Below are 16,698 nucleotides of genomic sequence, written 5' to 3'. Positions count from 1 at the left end.
CTGACACCACGATGTGAAGCACAGGGTCCGGGCCGCGCGACGATGCGCAGTCCGGACCCTGTAGCTTGCCAGTCGTTCTTCGCCCCCGACACGGGCGCCCAAAGGAGTCAGAAACACATGAAGACGATCGACGAACTGCTCGCCGAAGGCGTCAAGGGCAAGCGGGTCTTCGTCCGCGCGGACCTCAATGTTCCGCTCGCCGAGGGCACGATCACCGACGACGGCCGCATCCGCGCCGTCCAGCCCACGATCGCGAAGCTCGCCGAAGCCGGCGCCCGCGTCGTCGTGGCCTCGCACCTCGGCCGCCCCAAGGGCGCCCCGGAACCGGCCTTCTCGCTCGCGCCGGCCGCCGCCCGGCTCGGTGAACTGCTGGGCTCGGACGTCGCGTTCGCCACCGACACCGTGGGCTCCTCCGCCAAGGAGACCGTCGCCGCCCTCACCGACGGCCAGGTGGCCGTCATCGAGAACCTCCGCTTCAACGCCGGCGAGACCTCGAAGGACGACGCCGAGCGCGCCGCCTTCGCGGACCAGCTCGCGGAACTCGCCGACATCTACGTCGGCGACGGCTTCGGCGCCGTCCACCGCAAGCACGCCTCGGTCTTCGACCTGCCCGCGCGGCTCCCGCACGCGGCCGGTCAGCTCATCGCCACCGAGGTCGGCGTCCTGAAGAAGCTGACGGACGAGGTCAAGCGCCCCTACGTCGTGGTCCTCGGCGGCGCCAAGGTCTCCGACAAGCTGGCCGTCATCGACGAGCTGCTCGGCAAGGCCGACCGCATCCTCATCGGCGGCGGCATGGCCTACACCTTCCTCTACGCCAAGGGCCACGAGGTCGGCATCTCCCTGCTCCAGAAGGACCAGGTCGACAAGGTCAAGGAGTACATGGCCCGGGCCGAGTCCACCGGCGTCGAGCTCGTCCTGCCGGTCGACATCCTGGCCGCGTCGGACTTCCCCGACCTGAAGACCAAGGCCCCGGCCGAGTACATCACCGTCGACGCGGACAAGATCCCCGCCGACAAGGAGGGTCTGGACATCGGTCCGAAGACCCGTGAGCTGTACGCCTCGAAGATCGCCGACGCGGCGACCGTCTTCTGGAACGGCCCCCTGGGCGTCTTCGAGCACCCCGACTACGCCGGCGGCACCCGCGCCATCGCGCAGGCTCTCGTCGACAGCGACGCCTTCACCGTGGTCGGCGGTGGCGACAGTGCCGCCGCGGTCCGCACGCTCGGCTTCGACGAGAACGCTTTCGGCCACATTTCCACCGGCGGTGGCGCCTCCCTCGAGTACCTCGAGGGCAAGACGCTCCCCGGCCTCGCCGCCCTGGAGGGCTGAACCGCATGACCACCCGCACCCCGCTCATGGCGGGCAACTGGAAGATGAACCTCAACCACCTTGAGGCCATCGCCCACGTCCAGAAGCTCGCCTTCGCGCTCACCGACAAGGACTACGACGCCGTCGAGGTCGCGGTCCTGCCGCCCTTCGTCGACCTGCGCTCCGTCCAGACCCTGGTCGACGGCGACAAGCTGAAGATCAAGTACGGCGCCCAGGACATCTCCGCGCACGACTCCGGCGCCTACACCGGCGAGATCTCCGGCCCGATGCTGGCGAAGCTGCGGTGCACGTACGTGGCCGTCGGCCACAGCGAGCGCCGCCAGTACCACGGCGAGACCGACGAGATCTGCAACGCCAAGGTCAAGGCCGCCTTCAAGCACGGGATCACCCCGATCCTGTGCGTCGGCGAGGGCCTGGACATCCGCAAGGCCGGCCAGCAGGTCCCGTACACGCTCACCCAGCTCGACGGCGGCCTGCGGGACGTCCCGGCCGAGCAGGTCGAGTCCATCGTGGTCGCCTACGAGCCCGTCTGGGCCATCGGGACCGGCGAGGTCGCCACTCCCGAGGACGCCCAGGAGGTCTGCGGGGCGATCCGCGGCCGCCTCGCGGAGCTGTACTCGCAGGAGCTGGCCGACAAGGTCCGCATCCAGTACGGCGGCTCCGTGAAGTCCGGGAACATCGCGGCGATCATGGCGCAGCCCGACGTCGACGGCGCCCTGATCGGCGGCGCGGCGCTCGACGCGGACGAGTTCGTCAAGATCGTCCGCTTCCGCGACCAGTGAGTATGCGGTAGGGCCGATCCGTCGTACCCTTGCGGGGGCCAGAGGCTGAACCACCAGCCGCTGGCCCCCGCGCACATCCCGCACAGCCGGAAAGCCTGAAAAAGCCAGAAAGTAGGAATCAGCCGTGATTATGGGGTTCTCGATCGCCCTGATCGTCTTCAGCGCCCTGCTGATGCTGCTCGTGCTGATGCACAAGGGCAAGGGCGGCGGCCTCTCCGACATGTTCGGCGGCGGCATGCAGTCGTCGGTCGGCGGCTCCTCCGTCGCGGAGCGGAACCTGGACCGCATCACCGTCGTGGTGGGCCTGCTCTGGTTCGCGTGCATCGTCGCGCTCGGCCTCGTGATGAAGGCGAGCAGCTGACCGTTCTCGCCATTTGGGCAGTCCGGTCGGCATCGCCCGGCCTATCATGAGGCTGGCGTTCACGACGTGGAATCAGTAACTCCGCTCACTGGACGTGCGTTGGGCCTTACGTAGACTTGGGCGCTCCGCGGCGGAAATTCCACTCACACTCCGCGGCACCATCACGCAGGGAGTTACGACCGTGGCAAGTGGCAACGCGATCCGTGGTAGCCGGGTCGGAGCGGGGCCGATGGGTGAGGCAGAGCGCGGCGAGTCCGCGCCCCGCCTGCGCATCTCCTTCTGGTGCTCGAACGGGCACGAGACGCAGCCGAGCTTCGCCAGCGACGCGCAGGTGCCGGACACCTGGGACTGCCCGCGCTGCGGGTTCCCGGCCGGCCAGGACCGGGACAACCCGCCCGCGCCGCCGCGCACCGAACCGTACAAGACGCACCTGGCGTACGTGCGGGAGCGGCGCTCCGACGCCGATGGCGAGGCGATCCTTGCCGAGGCGCTCGCCAAGCTCCGGGGCGAGATCTGACCCCGCCCGGCGAATGTGACGTGAGGCCCGGCCCCGCAGGAATCTCTCCTGCGGGGCCGGGCCTCTTTGTGTGCGTTGCGCCGCTTGTGATCCCTTAAGTTGGTGAACGGCGGGGCACGACAGGACGGAAGAAACGGGTTGATGTCCGAGATGAACACAGAGAGCAGGGCGAAGCTCAACCGGACGCCGCAGTGGCTGGCACTCGGCAAGCACCGGGAGGAGTTCGGGCACACGCACCTGCGGCAGCTGTTCGAGGAGAACCCCGGCCGCGGCGCCGGATACACCCTGCAGGTCGGCGACCTGCACATCGACTACTCCAAGCACCTCGTCACCGACGAGACGCTGGAGCTGCTGCGCGAACTGGCGGCGGCGACGGGCGTGGCCGAGCTGCGCGAGGCCATGTTCCGCGGCGAGAAGATCAACACGACCGAGGACCGGGCGGTCCTGCACACCGCGCTGCGCGCACCGGCCGACACCGTCGTCGAGGTGGACGGCGAGGACGTCGTCCCCGGCGTGCACGCGGTCCTCGACAAGATGGCGGCCTTCTCCGAGCAGATCAGGTCGGGGAAGTGGACCGGCTTCACCGGCAAGCGCATCAAGAACGTCGTCAACATCGGCATCGGCGGCTCCGACCTGGGTCCCGCCATGGCCTACGAGGCCCTGCGCGCCTTCGCCGACCGCGGCCTGACCGTGCGCTTCGTGTCCAACGTCGACGGCGCGGACCTGCACGAGGCCGTGCGCGACCTGGACCCGGCCGAGACGCTGTTCATCATCGCCTCCAAGACCTTCACCACCATCGAGACCATCACCAACGCCACGTCGGCGCGCGGCTGGCTGCTCGGGGGACTGGGCGGCGACCAGGCCGCCGTGGCACGGCACTTCGTGGCGCTGTCGACCAACGTGGAGAAGGTCACCGAGTTCGGCATCGACCCGGCCAACATGTTCGAGTTCTGGGACTGGGTCGGCGGGCGCTACTCCTTCGACTCGGCCATCGGGCTCTCCCTGATGATCGCGATCGGCCCGGGCGCCTTCCGCGACCTGCTCGCCGGCTTCCGCCTGATGGACCAGCACTTCCGCACGGCGCCCGCCGAGGAGAACGCCCCTCTGCTGATGGGCCTGTTGGGGATCTGGTACGGCGCCTTCTTCGACGCGCAGTCGCACGCGGTGCTCCCGTACAGCCACTACCTCTCGCGCTTCACCGCGTACCTGCAGCAGCTGGACATGGAGTCCAACGGCAAGTCCGTGGACCGCGACGGCAATCCGGTGGAGTGGCAGACCGGCCCGGTGGTCTGGGGCACGCCCGGCACCAACGGCCAGCACGCCTACTACCAGCTCATCCACCAGGGGACGAAGGTGATCCCCGCGGACTTCATCGGCTTCGCGAACCCGGTGGCCGAGCTGGAAGCGGCCCCGGCGGCCCAGCACGACCTGCTGATGGCCAACTTCTTCGCGCAGACCCAGGCGCTGGCCTTCGGCAAGACGGCCGACGAGGTCCGCGCGGAAGGGGCGCCGGAGTCGCTGGTCCCGCACAAGACCTTCCACGGCAACCACCCCACGACCACCATCCTGGCCACGGATCTCACCCCCGGGGTGCTGGGCCAGCTGATCGCGCTTTACGAGCACAAGGTGTTCGTGCAGGGCGCCGTGTGGAACATCGACTCCTTCGACCAGTGGGGCGTCGAGCTCGGCAAGGTGCTCGCCAAGCGCGTCGAGCCCGCCCTGACCGAAGGCGCGGACGTGCCCGGCCTGGACGCCTCGACGCAGTCGCTGGTGACCACCTACCGCAAGCTGCGCGGACGCGGCTGACGCATGCGCGAAGGGCCCGCTCTCCCTCAGGAGGGCGGGCCCTTCGCGTCGTTCTCCGTCAGGACGGGCGTCGGGCCGTCAGGAGGAGGCCGGGGGATACATGCCGGACGGCAGTTTGGCCGCCGCCGCACGGTCCAGGAGCCACAGGGTGCGTGAGCGCCCGTACGCCTCCGCGGCCGGCGCCTGTACCCCGCCGGCCCCGCCGAGGGCGATGGAGACCGCGCCGGCCTTGTCCTCGCCGGCCGCCAGCAGCCAGACCTCGCGCGCCGCCCGGATGGCCGGGAGGGTCAGTGAGATCCGGGTGGGCGGGGGCTTGGGGGCGCCGTGCACGCCGACCACCGTGCGGTCGGTCTCCCGGGCCGCCGGGTGCTCGGGGAACAGCGAGGCCACGTGCGTGTCCGGGCCGACGCCCAGCATCAGTACGTCGAAGGTGGGGACCGGGCCGTGGTCCTCCGGACCGGCCGCCCTCGCCAGCTCCGCCGCGTATGCGGCGGCCGCCGCGTCCACGTCGGCGCCGTACGGGCCGTCGGAGGCCGGCATGGCGTGCACGCGGGCGGGGTCGACCGGGACGGAGTCCAGGAGGGCCTCGCGGGCCTGGGTGTGGTTGCGCTCGGGGTCGTCGGCGGGCACGTACCGCTCGTCGCCCCACCACAGGTCGAGCCGCTGCCAGTCGATCGCGTCGCGGGCCGGGGCGGTGGCCAGTGCGGCGAGGAGGCCGTTGCCGTTGCGTCCGCCGGTGAGGACCACGGACGCGGTGCCGCGGGCCGTCTGGGCGTCCACGATCTTCGTGATGAGCCGGGCCGCGGCGGCCTGGGCCATCAGTTCCTTGTCCCGGTGGACGACGACCTGAGGAGTCGTCATACCCATGTGCTGCCGCCTTCGTGGTGGTTCAGGGGTGGTGTGGTGCCGCTGCGCGGAGCCGTTCCCCCGCCCCGCCCCTTCCCGAAACCGGGGCGGAGCCCCGGGAAACGGCGAAGGGGCGGGGCGGGGAAGGCTCCGCGCAGCGGTTCCGCCTACTTGGCCGCGGGCTTCTTCGCCGGCTTGCCGGCCGGCTTGGCCGCCGGCTTCGCGGCCGGAGCCGACTCCGCAGAAGCCTCGGCCTCGGCCTCGGGCTTCGGTGAAGCCGCCGCCAGCTGGGACACTCCGTACTTCAGCGAGGCCGCGTACGTGTTGTCCGGATCCAGCCGGCGCAGCTCCTCCGCCAGCAGCTCGGCCGTGTCGCGGCGCTTGAGCGCCACGTTCCGGTCGGGCTGCCCCGGCATGCACAGCGTCGCCAGCCCGCCGTCCGCGCGGTTCAGGACGATGTCGCCGTCCTTGGTCGCCAGGCGTACGGCCGTCAGGCCCGGACCCTCCGAGAGCGTGCGGCGGACGGGGACCTGGAGCCGGTCCGCCAGCCACATGGCCAGCAGCTCGCAGCTCGGGTTGTCGGCCTCGCCCTCGACGGTCGCCGACACGACCGACAGGGCCTGCTGGTCCAGCGCGGCCGCCAGCATGGAACGCCACGGGGTGATCCGGGTCCACGACAGGTCCGTGTCCCCGGGGGCGTACGCGCCGGCCCGGGCGCCGAGCGTCCCGACCGGGTTCTCGCAGGAGTACGTGTCCGTGATGCGGCGCTGCCCGAGCGCACCCAGCGGATCGCCCGCCAGGTCCGTGGGAGCACCGTCCGGCCACCAGACGACCACAGGCGCATCCGGAAGGAGCAGCGGGAGAACCACCGACTGGGCGTGGTCGACCAGTTCGCCGTGAAGGCGCAGCACGACCGTCTCACCGCTGCCCGCGTCCGCTCCGACGCGGACTTCCGCGTCGAGCCGGGCGTCACGGCGGCTGCGGGGCGAGCGGCTGGCCCGCTTGATGACGACGACGATCCGCGAGGGGTGTTCGTGGGACGCGTCGTTCGCCGACTTGAGCGCGTCGTACGCGTTCTCCTCGTCGGTCACGATCACCAGCGTGAGGACCATGCCGACGGCCGGCGTGCCGATGTCCCGGCGTGCCTGCACCATCGCGGCATTGATCTTGCTGGAGTTGGTCTCCGTGAGGTCGATCTTCATGGCCGGCGCCAGCTCCGTCCGTCTCGTGCGAGCATCTCGTCCGCCTCGACCGGCCCCCAGGTGCCCGCCGGGTACTGCGCGGGCTTGCCGTGCTTGTCCCAGTACTCCTCGATGGGGTCGAGGATGTTCCAGGACAGCTCCACTTCCTGGTGACGCGGGAAGAGGTTCGCGTCGCCGAGGAGCACGTCGAGGATGAGCCGCTCGTACGCCTCGGGGCTCGACTCCGTGAAGGACTCGCCGTAGGCAAAGTCCATCGTGACGTCCCGGACCTCCATGGAGGTGCCCGGAACCTTGGAACCGAAGCGCACCGTCACGCCCTCGTCCGGCTGGACCCGGATGACCAGGGCGTTCTGCCCCAGCTCCTCGGTCGCACCCGACTCGAAGGGCAGGTACGGGGCCCGCTTGAAGACCACCGCGATCTCGGTGACCCGGCGTCCCAGGCGCTTGCCCGTCCGCAGGTAGAAGGGGACGCCCGCCCAGCGGCGGTTGTTGATCTCCAGGCGGATGGCCGCGTAGGTGTCGGTCTTCGACTTGGGGTCGATGCCGTCCTCTTCGAGGTACCCGACGACCTTCTCGCCGCCCTGCCAGGCCGCCGCGTACTGGCCGCGCACGGTGTGCTTGCCCAGGTCCTCCGGCAACTGGACCGCCGTCAGGACCTTGAGCTTCTCCGCCACCAGCGCCTTGGGGTGGAAGGAGCCGGGCTCCTCCATCGCGGTCAGCGCGAGCAGTTGGAGCAGGTGGTTCTGGATGACGTCACGGGCCGCGCCGATGCCGTCGTAGTAGCCCGCCCGGCCGCCGATGCCGATGTCCTCGGCCATGGTGATCTGCACGTGGTCGACATACGACCGGTTCCAGATCGGCTCGAACATGGTGTTGGCGAAGCGGAGTGCCAGGATGTTCTGGACGGTCTCCTTGCCGAGGTAGTGGTCGATCCGGAAGACCTCGTCACGCGGGAAGACCTCGTGGACGACCTTGTTGAGCTCCTCGGCGCTCTTCAGGTCGTGGCCGAAGGGCTTCTCGATGACGGCACGCCGCCAGGAGCCCTCCTTCTGCGCCAGACCGTGGTCCTTGAGCTGCTGGACCACCTTGGGGAAGAACTTCGGCGGGACGGACAGGTAGAAGGCGAAGTTGCCCCCCGTGCCCTGCGCCTTGTCGAGCTCGTCGATCGTCGCCTTCAGCGTCTCGAAGGCGGTGTCGTCGTCGAAGTCGCCCTGGACGAAGCGGCAGCCCTGCACCAGCTGCTGCCAGACCTCCTCACGGAAGGGGGTGCGCGAGTGCTCCTTGACCGCCTCGTACACCTCCTGGGCGAAGTCCTCGTGCTCCCACTCCCTGCGGGCGAACCCGATGAGGGAGAAGCCCGGCGGGAGCAGGCCGCGATTGGCCAGGTCGTAGACGGCAGGCATCAGCTTCTTGCGCGACAGGTCACCCGTAACGCCGAAAATGACCAGGCCGGACGGCCCCGCGATGCGCGGGAGCCGCCGGTCCTGTGCGTCACGAAGCGGGTTCGCTCCGTTTACAGACAAGGTGTTCAGGCCTCCGTGGGGGCGAGGCGCTCGAGCTCCGCCTCGGTCGACTTCAGCAGGTCGTTCCAGGACGCCTCGAACTTCTCGACGCCCTCGTCCTCCAGCAGCTGAACGACATCGTCGTACGAGATGCCCAGCTTCGCGACCGCATCGAGCTCGGCGCGGGCCTGCTCGTAGGAGCCGCGGACGGTGTCACCGGTGATCTGCCCGTGGTCCGCGGTGGCCTCCAGGGTGGCCTCCGGCATGGTGTTCACCGTGTTCGGGGCGACCAGGTCGTCCACGTACAGGGTGTCCTTGTACGCCGGGTCCTTGACGCCGGTCGAGGCCCACAGCGCACGCTGCTTGTTGGCTCCGACGCGCTCCAGGGCGGTCCAGCGGTCCGAGGAGAAGACCTCCTCGTAGGCCTCGTAGGCCAGACGGGCGTTGGCGAGCGCCGCCTTGCCCTTGAGGGCCCTCGCCTCGTCGGTGCCGACGGCGTCCAGGCGCTTGTCGATCTCGGTGTCCACGCGGGACACGAAGAAGGAGGCGACCGAGTGGATCAGGGAGAGGTCCAGGCCGGCGGCCTTGGCCTTCTCCAGACCGGCCAGGTACGCGTCCATGACCTCGCGGTAGCGCTCCAGCGAGAAGATCAGCGTGACGTTCACGCTGATGCCCTTGCCGATGACCTCGGTGATCGCCGGCAGGCCGGCCTTGGTCGCCGGGATCTTGATGAGCGTGTTCGGACGGTCCACCAGCCAGGCGAGCTGCTTGGCCTCGGCGATCGTCGCCGCGGTGTCGTGGGCCAGGCGGGGGTCGACCTCGATGGACACGCGGCCGTCCTGGCCGTCGGTGCGGTCGTAGACCGGGCGCAGGATGTCGGCGGCGTCCCTGACGTCCGCCGTCGTGATCATGCGCAGGGCCTCTTCCACGGTGACCTTGCGGGTCGCGAGATCGGTGAGCTGCTGCTCGTAGCCCTCGCCGCCGCTGATGGCCTTCTGGAAGATCGCCGGGTTGGTGGTGACACCGACCACGTGCGACTGGTCGATGAGCTCGGCCAGGTTGCCGGAGGTGATGCGCTTGCGGGACAGGTCGTCCAGCCAGATCGCGACGCCTTCGTCGGAGAGGCGCTTGAGTGCGTCTGTCATGGGATTACATCTCCTACTTGGTTGCGTGCGGCGTCAGCGCGCGGCGGCGGCGAGGCGTACTGAATCGATGCTGGCCTGGGCGGCGGCCACCACGTTCTCGGGCGTGAAGCCGAACTCGCGGAAGAGCACCTTCGCGTCGGCGGAGGCACCGAAGTGCTCCAGCGACACGATGCGGCCGGCGTCGCCGACGTAGCGGTGCCAGGTCAGGCCGATGCCCGCCTCAACCGCGACGCGCGCCTTGACCGACGGCGGCAGGACGCTGTCCTTGTACTCCTGGTCCTGCTCCTCGAACCACTCGACCGACGGCATCGAGACGACCCGGGTCGGGACGCCCTGGGCCTGGAGCTGCTCGCGGGCCTCGACGGCCACGTGCACCTCGGAGCCGGTGCCGATGAGGACGACCTGCGCCGGGCCGCCCTCCGCCTCGAACAGGACGTACCCGCCCTTGGCGGCGGCCTCGTTGCGCTCGTAGGTCGGCACGCCCTGGCGGGTCAGCGCGAGGCCGTGCGGGGCACCCTTGCCGAAGACCTTGGTGTGGCGGCGCAGGATCTCGCGCCAGGCGATGGCGGTCTCGTTGGCGTCGGCCGGGCGCACGATGTTCAGGCCCGGGATGGCGCGCAGCGAGGCGAGGTGCTCGACCGGCTGGTGGGTCGGGCCGTCCTCGCCGAGGCCGATGGAGTCGTGCGTCCACACGTAGGTCACCGGCAGGTGCATCAGCGCGGACAGGCGCACGGCGTTGCGCATGTAGTCGGAGAACACCAGGAAGGTGCCGCCGTAGATGCGGGTGTGGCCGTGCAGGGCGATGCCGTTCATGGCCGCGGCCATGGCGTGCTCGCGGATGCCGAAGTGGATGGTGCGGCCGTACGGGTCGGCCTCCGGCAGGGGGTTGCCCACCGGCAGGAAGGAGGATTCCTTGTCGATGGTGGTGTTGTTGGAGCCGGCGAGGTCGGCCGAGCCGCCCCACAGCTCCGGGATGACCGCGCCGAGCGCCTGCAGGACCTTGCCGGACGCGGCGCGGGTGGCGACGCCCTTGCCGGCCTCGAAGACGGGGAGTTCGTCCTCCCAGCCCGCGGGCAGCTCGTTCGCGTTGACGCGGTCGAACTCGGCGGCGCGCTGCGGGTTGGCGGTGCGCCAGGCGGAGAAGTCCTTCTCCCAGGCGGCCTTGGCCTCGCGGCCGCGGTCCAGGGCCTTGCGGGTGTGGGCGATGACCTCGTCGGGGACCTCGAAGGTCTGCTCCGGGTCGAAGCCGAGCACGCGCTTGGTGGCCGCGACCTCGTCGTCGCCGAGCGCCGAGCCGTGGGCGGCCTCGGTGTTCTGGGCGTGCGGGGCGGGCCAGGCGATGATCGAACGGGCCGCGATGAAGGACGGGCGGTCCGTGACGGCCTTGGCGGCCTGGAGCGCGGCGAAGAGCGCCTTCGGGTCGAGGTCGCCGTTCTCCTGCTGCTCGACGCGCTGGACGTGCCAGCCGTACGCCTCGTAGCGCTTCACGGTGTCCTCGGAGACGGCGGTCTCCGTGTCACCCTCGATGGAGATGTGGTTGTCGTCCCACAGCAGGACCAGGTTGCCGAGCTTCTGATGGCCGGCCAGTGCGGACGCCTCGTGGGAGATGCCCTCCTGGAGGCAGCCGTCACCCGCGATGACGTAGACCATGTGGTCGAACGGGGAGGTGCCGGGAACGGCCTCCGGGTCGAAGAGACCGCGCTCGTAGCGAGCGGCCATGGCCATGCCCACCGCGTTGGCGACACCCTGGCCGAGGGGGCCGGTGGTGGTCTCGACGCCGACTGTGTGGCCGTACTCCGGGTGGCCGGGGGTCTTGGAGCCCCAGGTGCGGAACGACTTCAGGTCGTCCAGTTCCAGCCCGAACCCGCCCAGGTACAGCTGGGTGTAGAGGGTCAGGGACGAGTGCCCCGCGGAGAGCACGAAACGGTCGCGGCCCACCCACTCGGGGTCCGCCGGGTCGTGCCGCATCACCTTCTGGAAGAGGGTGTAGGCGGCGGGGGCCAGGCTCATCGCCGTACCGGGGTGGCCGTTTCCGACCTTCTGGACCGCGTCAGCGGCCAGGATTCGGGCGGTGTCGACGGCCCGCTGGTCCAGTTCGGTCCACTCGAGCTCTGTGGTGGTCGGCTTGGTGCTCACCGTGAGTCAGGGCTCCTCTCCACATGTTCGTATCCCGGTGACGAACGGTGCACCGGCGATTCCGAGCCTACCCCCGCAACGGCGTGCAGCTATTCGAGTGCAGGCGGTCCGTCACCGCGGCGCCGACCCGCGTTCACCCGGCCGCGGGGACCCGGGCGCGGTCGTCCCCCGTATGTATGCACGGGCCGATCGGCCCAACACGAGGCGACCCCGGCGCAGGGCGACGTAAGCGCAACGTCTACAGTGGCGTGGTACGCGCAAGCCTTAACCGGGCCTTCATGCTGTGAACGGCCCGAGTCGGAGCTTGCTGGATTCTCTCTCAGGGGTGTGCGTGACGGCCGTCGAATCCCGTCCAGCGGGGGTGCTCGGGACGAGCCCCGGTCACCGGCCGTTCGGGACCCGCGTCATGGCTTTCGTGGCATTGACCAAGCCGCGGATCATCGAACTTCTGCTGATCACCACAGTGCCGGTGATGTTCCTCGCGGAGCAGGGCGTTCCGTCGCTGTGGCTGGTCCTGGTGACCTGCGTCGGCGGCTACCTGTCCGCGGGCGGCGCGAACGCGCTGAACATGTACATCGACCGCGACATCGACGCGCTGATGGACCGCACCTCGCAGCGCCCGCTGGTGACCGGCATGGTCAGCCCGCGTGAATGCCTGGTCTTCGGCATCACGCTCGGGGTTGTCTCCACCCTGTTCTTCGGCCTGCTCGTCAACTGGCTGTCGGCGGCACTGTCGCTCGGGGCGCTCCTCTTCTACGTCGTCGTCTACACGATGCTGCTGAAGCGGCGCACGACCCAGAACATCGTCTGGGGCGGCATCGCGGGCTGCCTGCCGGTGCTCATCGGCTGGTCCGCGGTCCGCAACGAGGTCTCCTGGGCGGCGGTCATCCTCTTCCTCGTCATCTTCTTCTGGACGCCGCCGCACTACTGGCCGCTGTCGATGAAGGTGGCCGACGACTACGCGCGCGTCGGGGTGCCGATGCTCCCCGTCGTCGCGGGCAACAAGGTCGTGGCGCGTCAGATCGTGCTCTACAGCTGGGTGATGGTCGGCGTCTCGCTGCTGCTGACCCCGCTGGGGTACACCGGCTGGTTCTACACCTCGGTCGCACTGCTGGCCGGCGGCTGGTGGCTGTGGGAGGCGCACGCGCTGCACGCGCGGGCCAAGGCGGGCGTGACGGGCGCGAAGCTCAAGGAGATGCGGCTGTTCCACTGGTCGATCACCTATGTGTCGCTGCTCTTCGTGGCGGTGGCCGTGGATCCCTTCCTCCGTTGATTACTCGCCGGTAGCATGGTTTCCATGGGAGACACCGCAGACAGCGCGGCCGCCGCAGGCGCCGCGGACAAGAAGCAGGACCGTACCGCCGCGAAGCTGGCCAAGCAGATCGGCGCCTTCGCCAAGCAGCACGGCGGCGCCGAGGGCCAGCTCGCCCACATCGGCCAGGCCGGCACCCGCATCGTGCTCGTGGGCACGGACGGCGGCTGGGGCGACCTGGTGGCGCCGACCTTCGCGGTGGCGCAGCTCGCCGCGGAGAAGGCCGGGCTGACCCTCCACGAGGAGTTCGACGGGGAGTTCGCCGCGCGCGTGCGCACCGGCCCGTACGAGTGGTCGCGGATGGCCGGCCTCCAGCTCGGCGGATCCGAGAACCCGGCGGCCTGACCGCCCCGGACCGGCGTCCGGGGGACCGCAGCGCGGTCTCGGTCAACAGCCCGAGCAACACCTCACACCCCGCTCACCCGTTAGGACGTGTGGAAGCGCCTTCCCCACGTCCGCAACGGGATGCCCGGATGATCGAAACGCCGCCCCTGGTGGACCAGTACTGCCACGGAGTCCTCCGTGCGGAGCTGGGCCTGGGCACCTTCGAGGCCCAGCTGATCCCCTCGGCCGGCCCGCCCGCCGCGGGCACGACCTTCTTCGACACCCAGACCGGCTTCGCCGTCCGCCGGTGGTGTCCGCCGCTGCTGGGGCTGGAGCCGCACGCCGCCCCCGCCCGCTATCTGGCCCGGCGCCGCGAGCTGGGCCCGGCCGAGTCCGCGCGGCTGCTGCTGCGGGGGTCCAAGGTCGCCGCCTACCTGGTCGACACCGGGGTGACCGGGGATCTCACGGGCCCCAAGGACATGGCGCTGGCCGCCGGCGCCGAGGCCTTCGAGACGGTCCGCCTGGAGTCGCTGGCCGAACAGGCCGCCGACACCTCCGGGACGGTGGCCTCCTTCCTCGCCCATCTCGCCGAGGCCGTGCACCACGCCGCCGCCGGGGCCGCCGCCTTCTCCTGCGGCACGGCCGCCGGCCGCGCCGACGGCCGGCTCCTCGATCCCGATCCGCCCGGCCCGGGTGAGGTGCGCGGGGCGGCCGGCCGGTGGCTGGCCGGGCGGCCGCGCGGGGGAGCGCTGCGGGACCCCGTACTCCTGCGGCACCTGCTCTGGAGCGCGGTGGCGTCCGGGCTGCCGCTCCAGCTGCACACGGGTACGGGGGACCCCTCGGCGCTGACCGGTTTCGTACAGGCCACCGCGGGGCCGGGCACCCGGCTGGTGCTGCTCGGCGGATACCCGCACCACCGGCACGCGGCGCGGCTCGCGGAGGCCTTCCCGCACGTCTACGCCGACGCGGGCGCGGGCCTCGGGCGGACCGGGGCGCGGGCCGCGGCGGTCCTGGCCGAGCTGCTGGAGCTGGCGCCGTTCGGGAAGCTGCTGTTCTCCAGCGGGGGGCGGGGGCTGCCCGAACTGCACGCGGTGGGCGCCCTGGTGTTCCGGGAGGCGCTGGCCCGGGTGCTGGGCGGCTGGGTCGCCGAGGGGTCCTGGTCCTGGCGGGACGCGGAGCGGGTGGCGGCCATGGTCGCGGCGGGCAACGCCCGCCGCGTCTACCGGCTGGACCGGCCGTGAGGCCGGTCCGCGGGTGTACGGCGCGGCCGGCTCAGACGGAGGAGAGCCGGGCGTCCTGCGGTGCGGGGATCCCCGCCTCGTCCGACGGCCGCTCACGCAGGCTGAGGGCGAGCCGGAGCACCGCGATCCACACCAGGCAGGATCCCAGCATGTGCACGGCGACGAGCACCTCGGGCACATCGGTGAAGAACTGCACGTAGCCGATGCCGCCCTGGGCGAGCAGCACGAGAAGCAGGTCGCGGGCACGGGCCCGGGTGTCGACGGGGGCGTCGACGACGCGCAGCACCAGCCACATCGCGACGGCCAGGGCGCAGACCACCCAGGCGGCGACGGCGTGCACGTGCGCGGTGGCCTCCCAGTCGAACGGCATCCGCTTGATCTCGCTGCTGTCGCCGGCGTGCGGGCCGGAACCGGTGACCACCGTGCCCGCGGCGATCAGCACCAGGGTGGTCGTGGTCAGCGCCCACGACAGCTTGCGGACCGGGCCGGGAACGCGCGGGCGGGGGGCGGCGTCGCCCTCGCCGACGCGCTGCCAGGTGACGGTCGTCACGGCGATCAGCGAGGTGGCGAGCAGGAAGTGCCCCGCCACGCTGTACGGGTTGAGGCCCGTCATGACGGTGATGCCGCCGAGCACGGCGTTGCACATCACGATGGCGAACTGGGTCCAGCCGAGCTTCGTCAGCGAGCGGCGCCAGGGCTCGGCCGACCGGGCCGCGACGATCACCCAGCCGACGGCGGCGCTGAGCACGTACGTCAGCATGCGGTTGCCGAATTCGACGGCGCCGTGGAAGCCCTGCTCCTGCGTCGCGATCAGGCTGTCGTCGGTGCACTTGGGCCAGGTGTCGCAGCCGAGACCGGATCCGGTCAGCCGCACCGCGCCGCCGGTGACGACGATGGCCACGCTCATGAGGAGTGCGGCGAGCGCGGCCCGCCGGACGATCCGGGGTGACGGAGTCCAGCGGCTGGCGATGTATGCGAGGGGGTTCAACACGCCCCATATCGTAGGCGACCCCTTGTGCAAAGTTTCACGAGGGGGTGGAGGACGGTGCGTCGGGGCCGACGAGCAGCCGGAACCGGGCCCCGGCGGGGTCGCCCTCCTCCTGCCACCACAGCAGGACGCGCCAATGCGCGCCGTCGCCCGGGTGGTCCGGCGAGCTCGTGAACCTCCGTAGCAATTCGCCCGCTACATCCTCGGCTGTCCGGTTCCTCACTTCTGTTGCGCCGTGCCAGGGATGGGGGAGTGCGCTCCACAGTCCGTCGGGGCCGCGGACGTCGAAGCGCCACACCGCCAGCCACGGGGTGACCTCCAGCATCGTGCGCACCTGTTCGGCGTCGAGGCGCAGCCGGGCGGCGATCTCGGGCTCCGCCACCGACCGGATGCGGGCGGCCACCACGGCCCGGGGCAGCAGCCGTTCTGGCAGCAGCCCCCGGGTGCGCAGGCCGACCAGCTCGTCGAAGGCCAGGTGGCGCAGGCGCAGTTCCAGCTGGCGGCCGATGTGGTCGAGGGCCTCCTCGGCGGCCTCGGCCTCCTCCGCGGCGGGGTCGGCCAGGAGCATCTGCCGGAAGTCGGACTCCGCGTCCACGGCCCAGGCCACGGCCTCCTCGGTGGAGCCCAGCTCGGCGAGGCGGTCCCCGAGGAACACCTTGGCCTGGGCGAGGCCCCGCCGGTTGACCGGGTCGGCCTGGTCCAGTCCCGCCCACACCCCCACCGCGGTACGGGTCAGATCGCGGGCGCGCTCACCGGCGGCCCGCTCCATGGCACTCGGGCCGTCGGCCGCGGCCGGGCCCAGCGGGTGCCTCGGCAGCCGGTCCGCGTCGCTCAGCGGCCAGGCCAGCCACACCCCGTGGTTGATCAGCCCGCGGGCGTACCAGCGGGTGTACTCCGGGGTGTGCCGGGCGGCGCGTTCGGAGCTGCGCAGGCCCTCCTCGATGGTGGCGAGGGCGCCCGCGCGGTCCCCCGCGCCGAAGCGCAGGGCGGCCCGGTCGGCGAGGCGCAGCCCGAGCAGGGCGGTGCACTCGGGATCGTCCGTGAGCGTGCGCAGGGCGCCGATCAGCTCGTCCAGGAGCCTTGTCCGCGCCGCCGGCTCCGTCCGCGCGGCCCCCGCCCGCACCCGCGCCCACTGCTCGTCCAGCCGAAGAACGGCCTCCCGCTGCACCATGTCCGCCCCCCGGCTTCATGTGTGGAGGCGTCCATC

At 71.1% G+C, this 16,698-nt stretch carries 15 protein-coding genes; 8 read left to right on the top strand and 7 right to left on the bottom strand.

Annotated features, from left to right (window positions below; translation table 11 throughout):
* Positions 1–117: 117 nt before the first annotated feature.
* From ACFWFZ_RS16890 to pgi, 5 genes are all read left to right on the top strand, one after another.
* Positions 118–1,329, top strand: a complete 1,212-nt coding sequence (locus tag ACFWFZ_RS16890) for a phosphoglycerate kinase (RefSeq protein WP_387122956.1) — start codon at positions 118–120, stop codon at positions 1,327–1,329.
* Positions 1,330–1,334: 5 nt separating this feature from the next.
* Entirely contained in the window at positions 1,335–2,111 is a 777-nt protein-coding gene (tpiA, locus tag ACFWFZ_RS16885; RefSeq protein ID WP_387122954.1) for a triose-phosphate isomerase, read from the top strand.
* A gap of 130 nt (positions 2,112–2,241) precedes the next feature.
* Positions 2,242–2,472 (top strand): preprotein translocase subunit SecG, encoded by a 231-nt coding sequence (gene secG / locus ACFWFZ_RS16880; RefSeq protein ID WP_387123166.1) that lies wholly within the window; start codon positions 2,242–2,244, stop codon positions 2,470–2,472.
* 181 nt (positions 2,473–2,653) lie between these two features.
* The gene (locus ACFWFZ_RS16875; protein ID WP_010352468.1) at positions 2,654–2,989 is read left to right on the top strand and encodes an RNA polymerase-binding protein RbpA; all 336 of its coding nucleotides are present in this window, start codon (positions 2,654–2,656) and stop codon (positions 2,987–2,989) included.
* Positions 2,990–3,139: 150 nt separating this feature from the next.
* Positions 3,140–4,795 carry a glucose-6-phosphate isomerase gene (gene pgi / locus ACFWFZ_RS16870; RefSeq protein ID WP_387123164.1) on the top strand — a complete coding sequence of 552 codons (1,656 nt, stop codon included), beginning with the start codon at positions 3,140–3,142 and terminating at the stop codon, positions 4,793–4,795.
* Positions 4,796–4,873: 78 nt separating this feature from the next.
* Here pgi and pgl read toward each other — a convergent pair whose 3' ends face one another.
* The 5 genes from pgl to tkt form a co-directional block, all read right to left on the bottom strand.
* Entirely contained in the window at positions 4,874–5,656 is a 783-nt protein-coding gene (gene pgl, locus ACFWFZ_RS16865; protein ID WP_387122952.1) for a 6-phosphogluconolactonase, read from the bottom strand.
* Between the two features lie 152 nt (positions 5,657–5,808).
* The gene (gene opcA / locus ACFWFZ_RS16860; protein WP_387122951.1) at positions 5,809–6,843 is read right to left on the bottom strand and encodes a glucose-6-phosphate dehydrogenase assembly protein OpcA; all 1,035 of its coding nucleotides are present in this window, start codon (positions 6,841–6,843) and stop codon (positions 5,809–5,811) included.
* Positions 6,840–8,366, bottom strand: coding sequence for a glucose-6-phosphate dehydrogenase (gene zwf / locus ACFWFZ_RS16855; protein ID WP_030846269.1), 1,527 nt, complete (start codon positions 8,364–8,366; stop codon positions 6,840–6,842). Before zwf ends, opcA begins: the two co-directional genes overlap by 4 nt.
* Positions 8,367–8,371: 5 nt before the next feature.
* Positions 8,372–9,490, bottom strand: coding sequence for a transaldolase (tal, locus tag ACFWFZ_RS16850; protein WP_387122949.1), 1,119 nt, complete (start codon positions 9,488–9,490; stop codon positions 8,372–8,374).
* Positions 9,491–9,523: 33 nt separating this feature from the next.
* Entirely contained in the window at positions 9,524–11,626 is a 2,103-nt protein-coding gene (gene tkt / locus ACFWFZ_RS16845; RefSeq protein ID WP_387122947.1) for a transketolase, read from the bottom strand.
* A 325-nt stretch (positions 11,627–11,951) separates the two neighbouring features.
* On the opposite strand from tkt, the gene ACFWFZ_RS16840 reads away from it, so the two are divergent.
* The 3 genes from ACFWFZ_RS16840 (at position 11,952) to ACFWFZ_RS16830 (ending at position 14,503) form a co-directional block, all read left to right on the top strand.
* Positions 11,952–12,899, top strand: a complete 948-nt coding sequence (locus ACFWFZ_RS16840) for a heme o synthase (RefSeq protein WP_078557166.1) — start codon at positions 11,952–11,954, stop codon at positions 12,897–12,899.
* A 24-nt stretch (positions 12,900–12,923) separates the two neighbouring features.
* Positions 12,924–13,283 (top strand): hypothetical protein, encoded by a 360-nt coding sequence (locus ACFWFZ_RS16835; RefSeq protein ID WP_387122945.1) that lies wholly within the window; start codon positions 12,924–12,926, stop codon positions 13,281–13,283.
* A 128-nt stretch (positions 13,284–13,411) separates the two neighbouring features.
* Positions 13,412–14,503 carry an amidohydrolase family protein gene (locus ACFWFZ_RS16830; protein WP_387122943.1) on the top strand — a complete coding sequence of 364 codons (1,092 nt, stop codon included), beginning with the start codon at positions 13,412–13,414 and terminating at the stop codon, positions 14,501–14,503.
* A gap of 31 nt (positions 14,504–14,534) precedes the next feature.
* On the opposite strand, the gene ACFWFZ_RS16825 is transcribed toward ACFWFZ_RS16830, so the two are convergent.
* A complete protein-coding gene (locus tag ACFWFZ_RS16825) occupies positions 14,535–15,494 on the bottom strand; it encodes a heme A synthase (protein WP_387122941.1) in 960 nt (319 codons plus the stop codon).
* A gap of 34 nt (positions 15,495–15,528) precedes the next feature.
* Complete coding sequence (locus ACFWFZ_RS16820; RefSeq protein WP_387122939.1) at positions 15,529–16,662, bottom strand: hypothetical protein; 1,134 nt, start codon at positions 16,660–16,662, stop codon at positions 15,529–15,531.
* Between the last annotated feature and the right edge of the window lie 36 nt (positions 16,663–16,698).

Source organism: Streptomyces sp. NPDC060232 (genome assembly GCF_042726555.1).
Taxonomy (GTDB): Bacteria; Actinomycetota; Actinomycetes; order Streptomycetales; family Streptomycetaceae; genus Streptomyces.
Note: the sequence above shows the minus strand (reverse complement) of the source record. Positions and strands in the feature narration are given on the sequence as shown.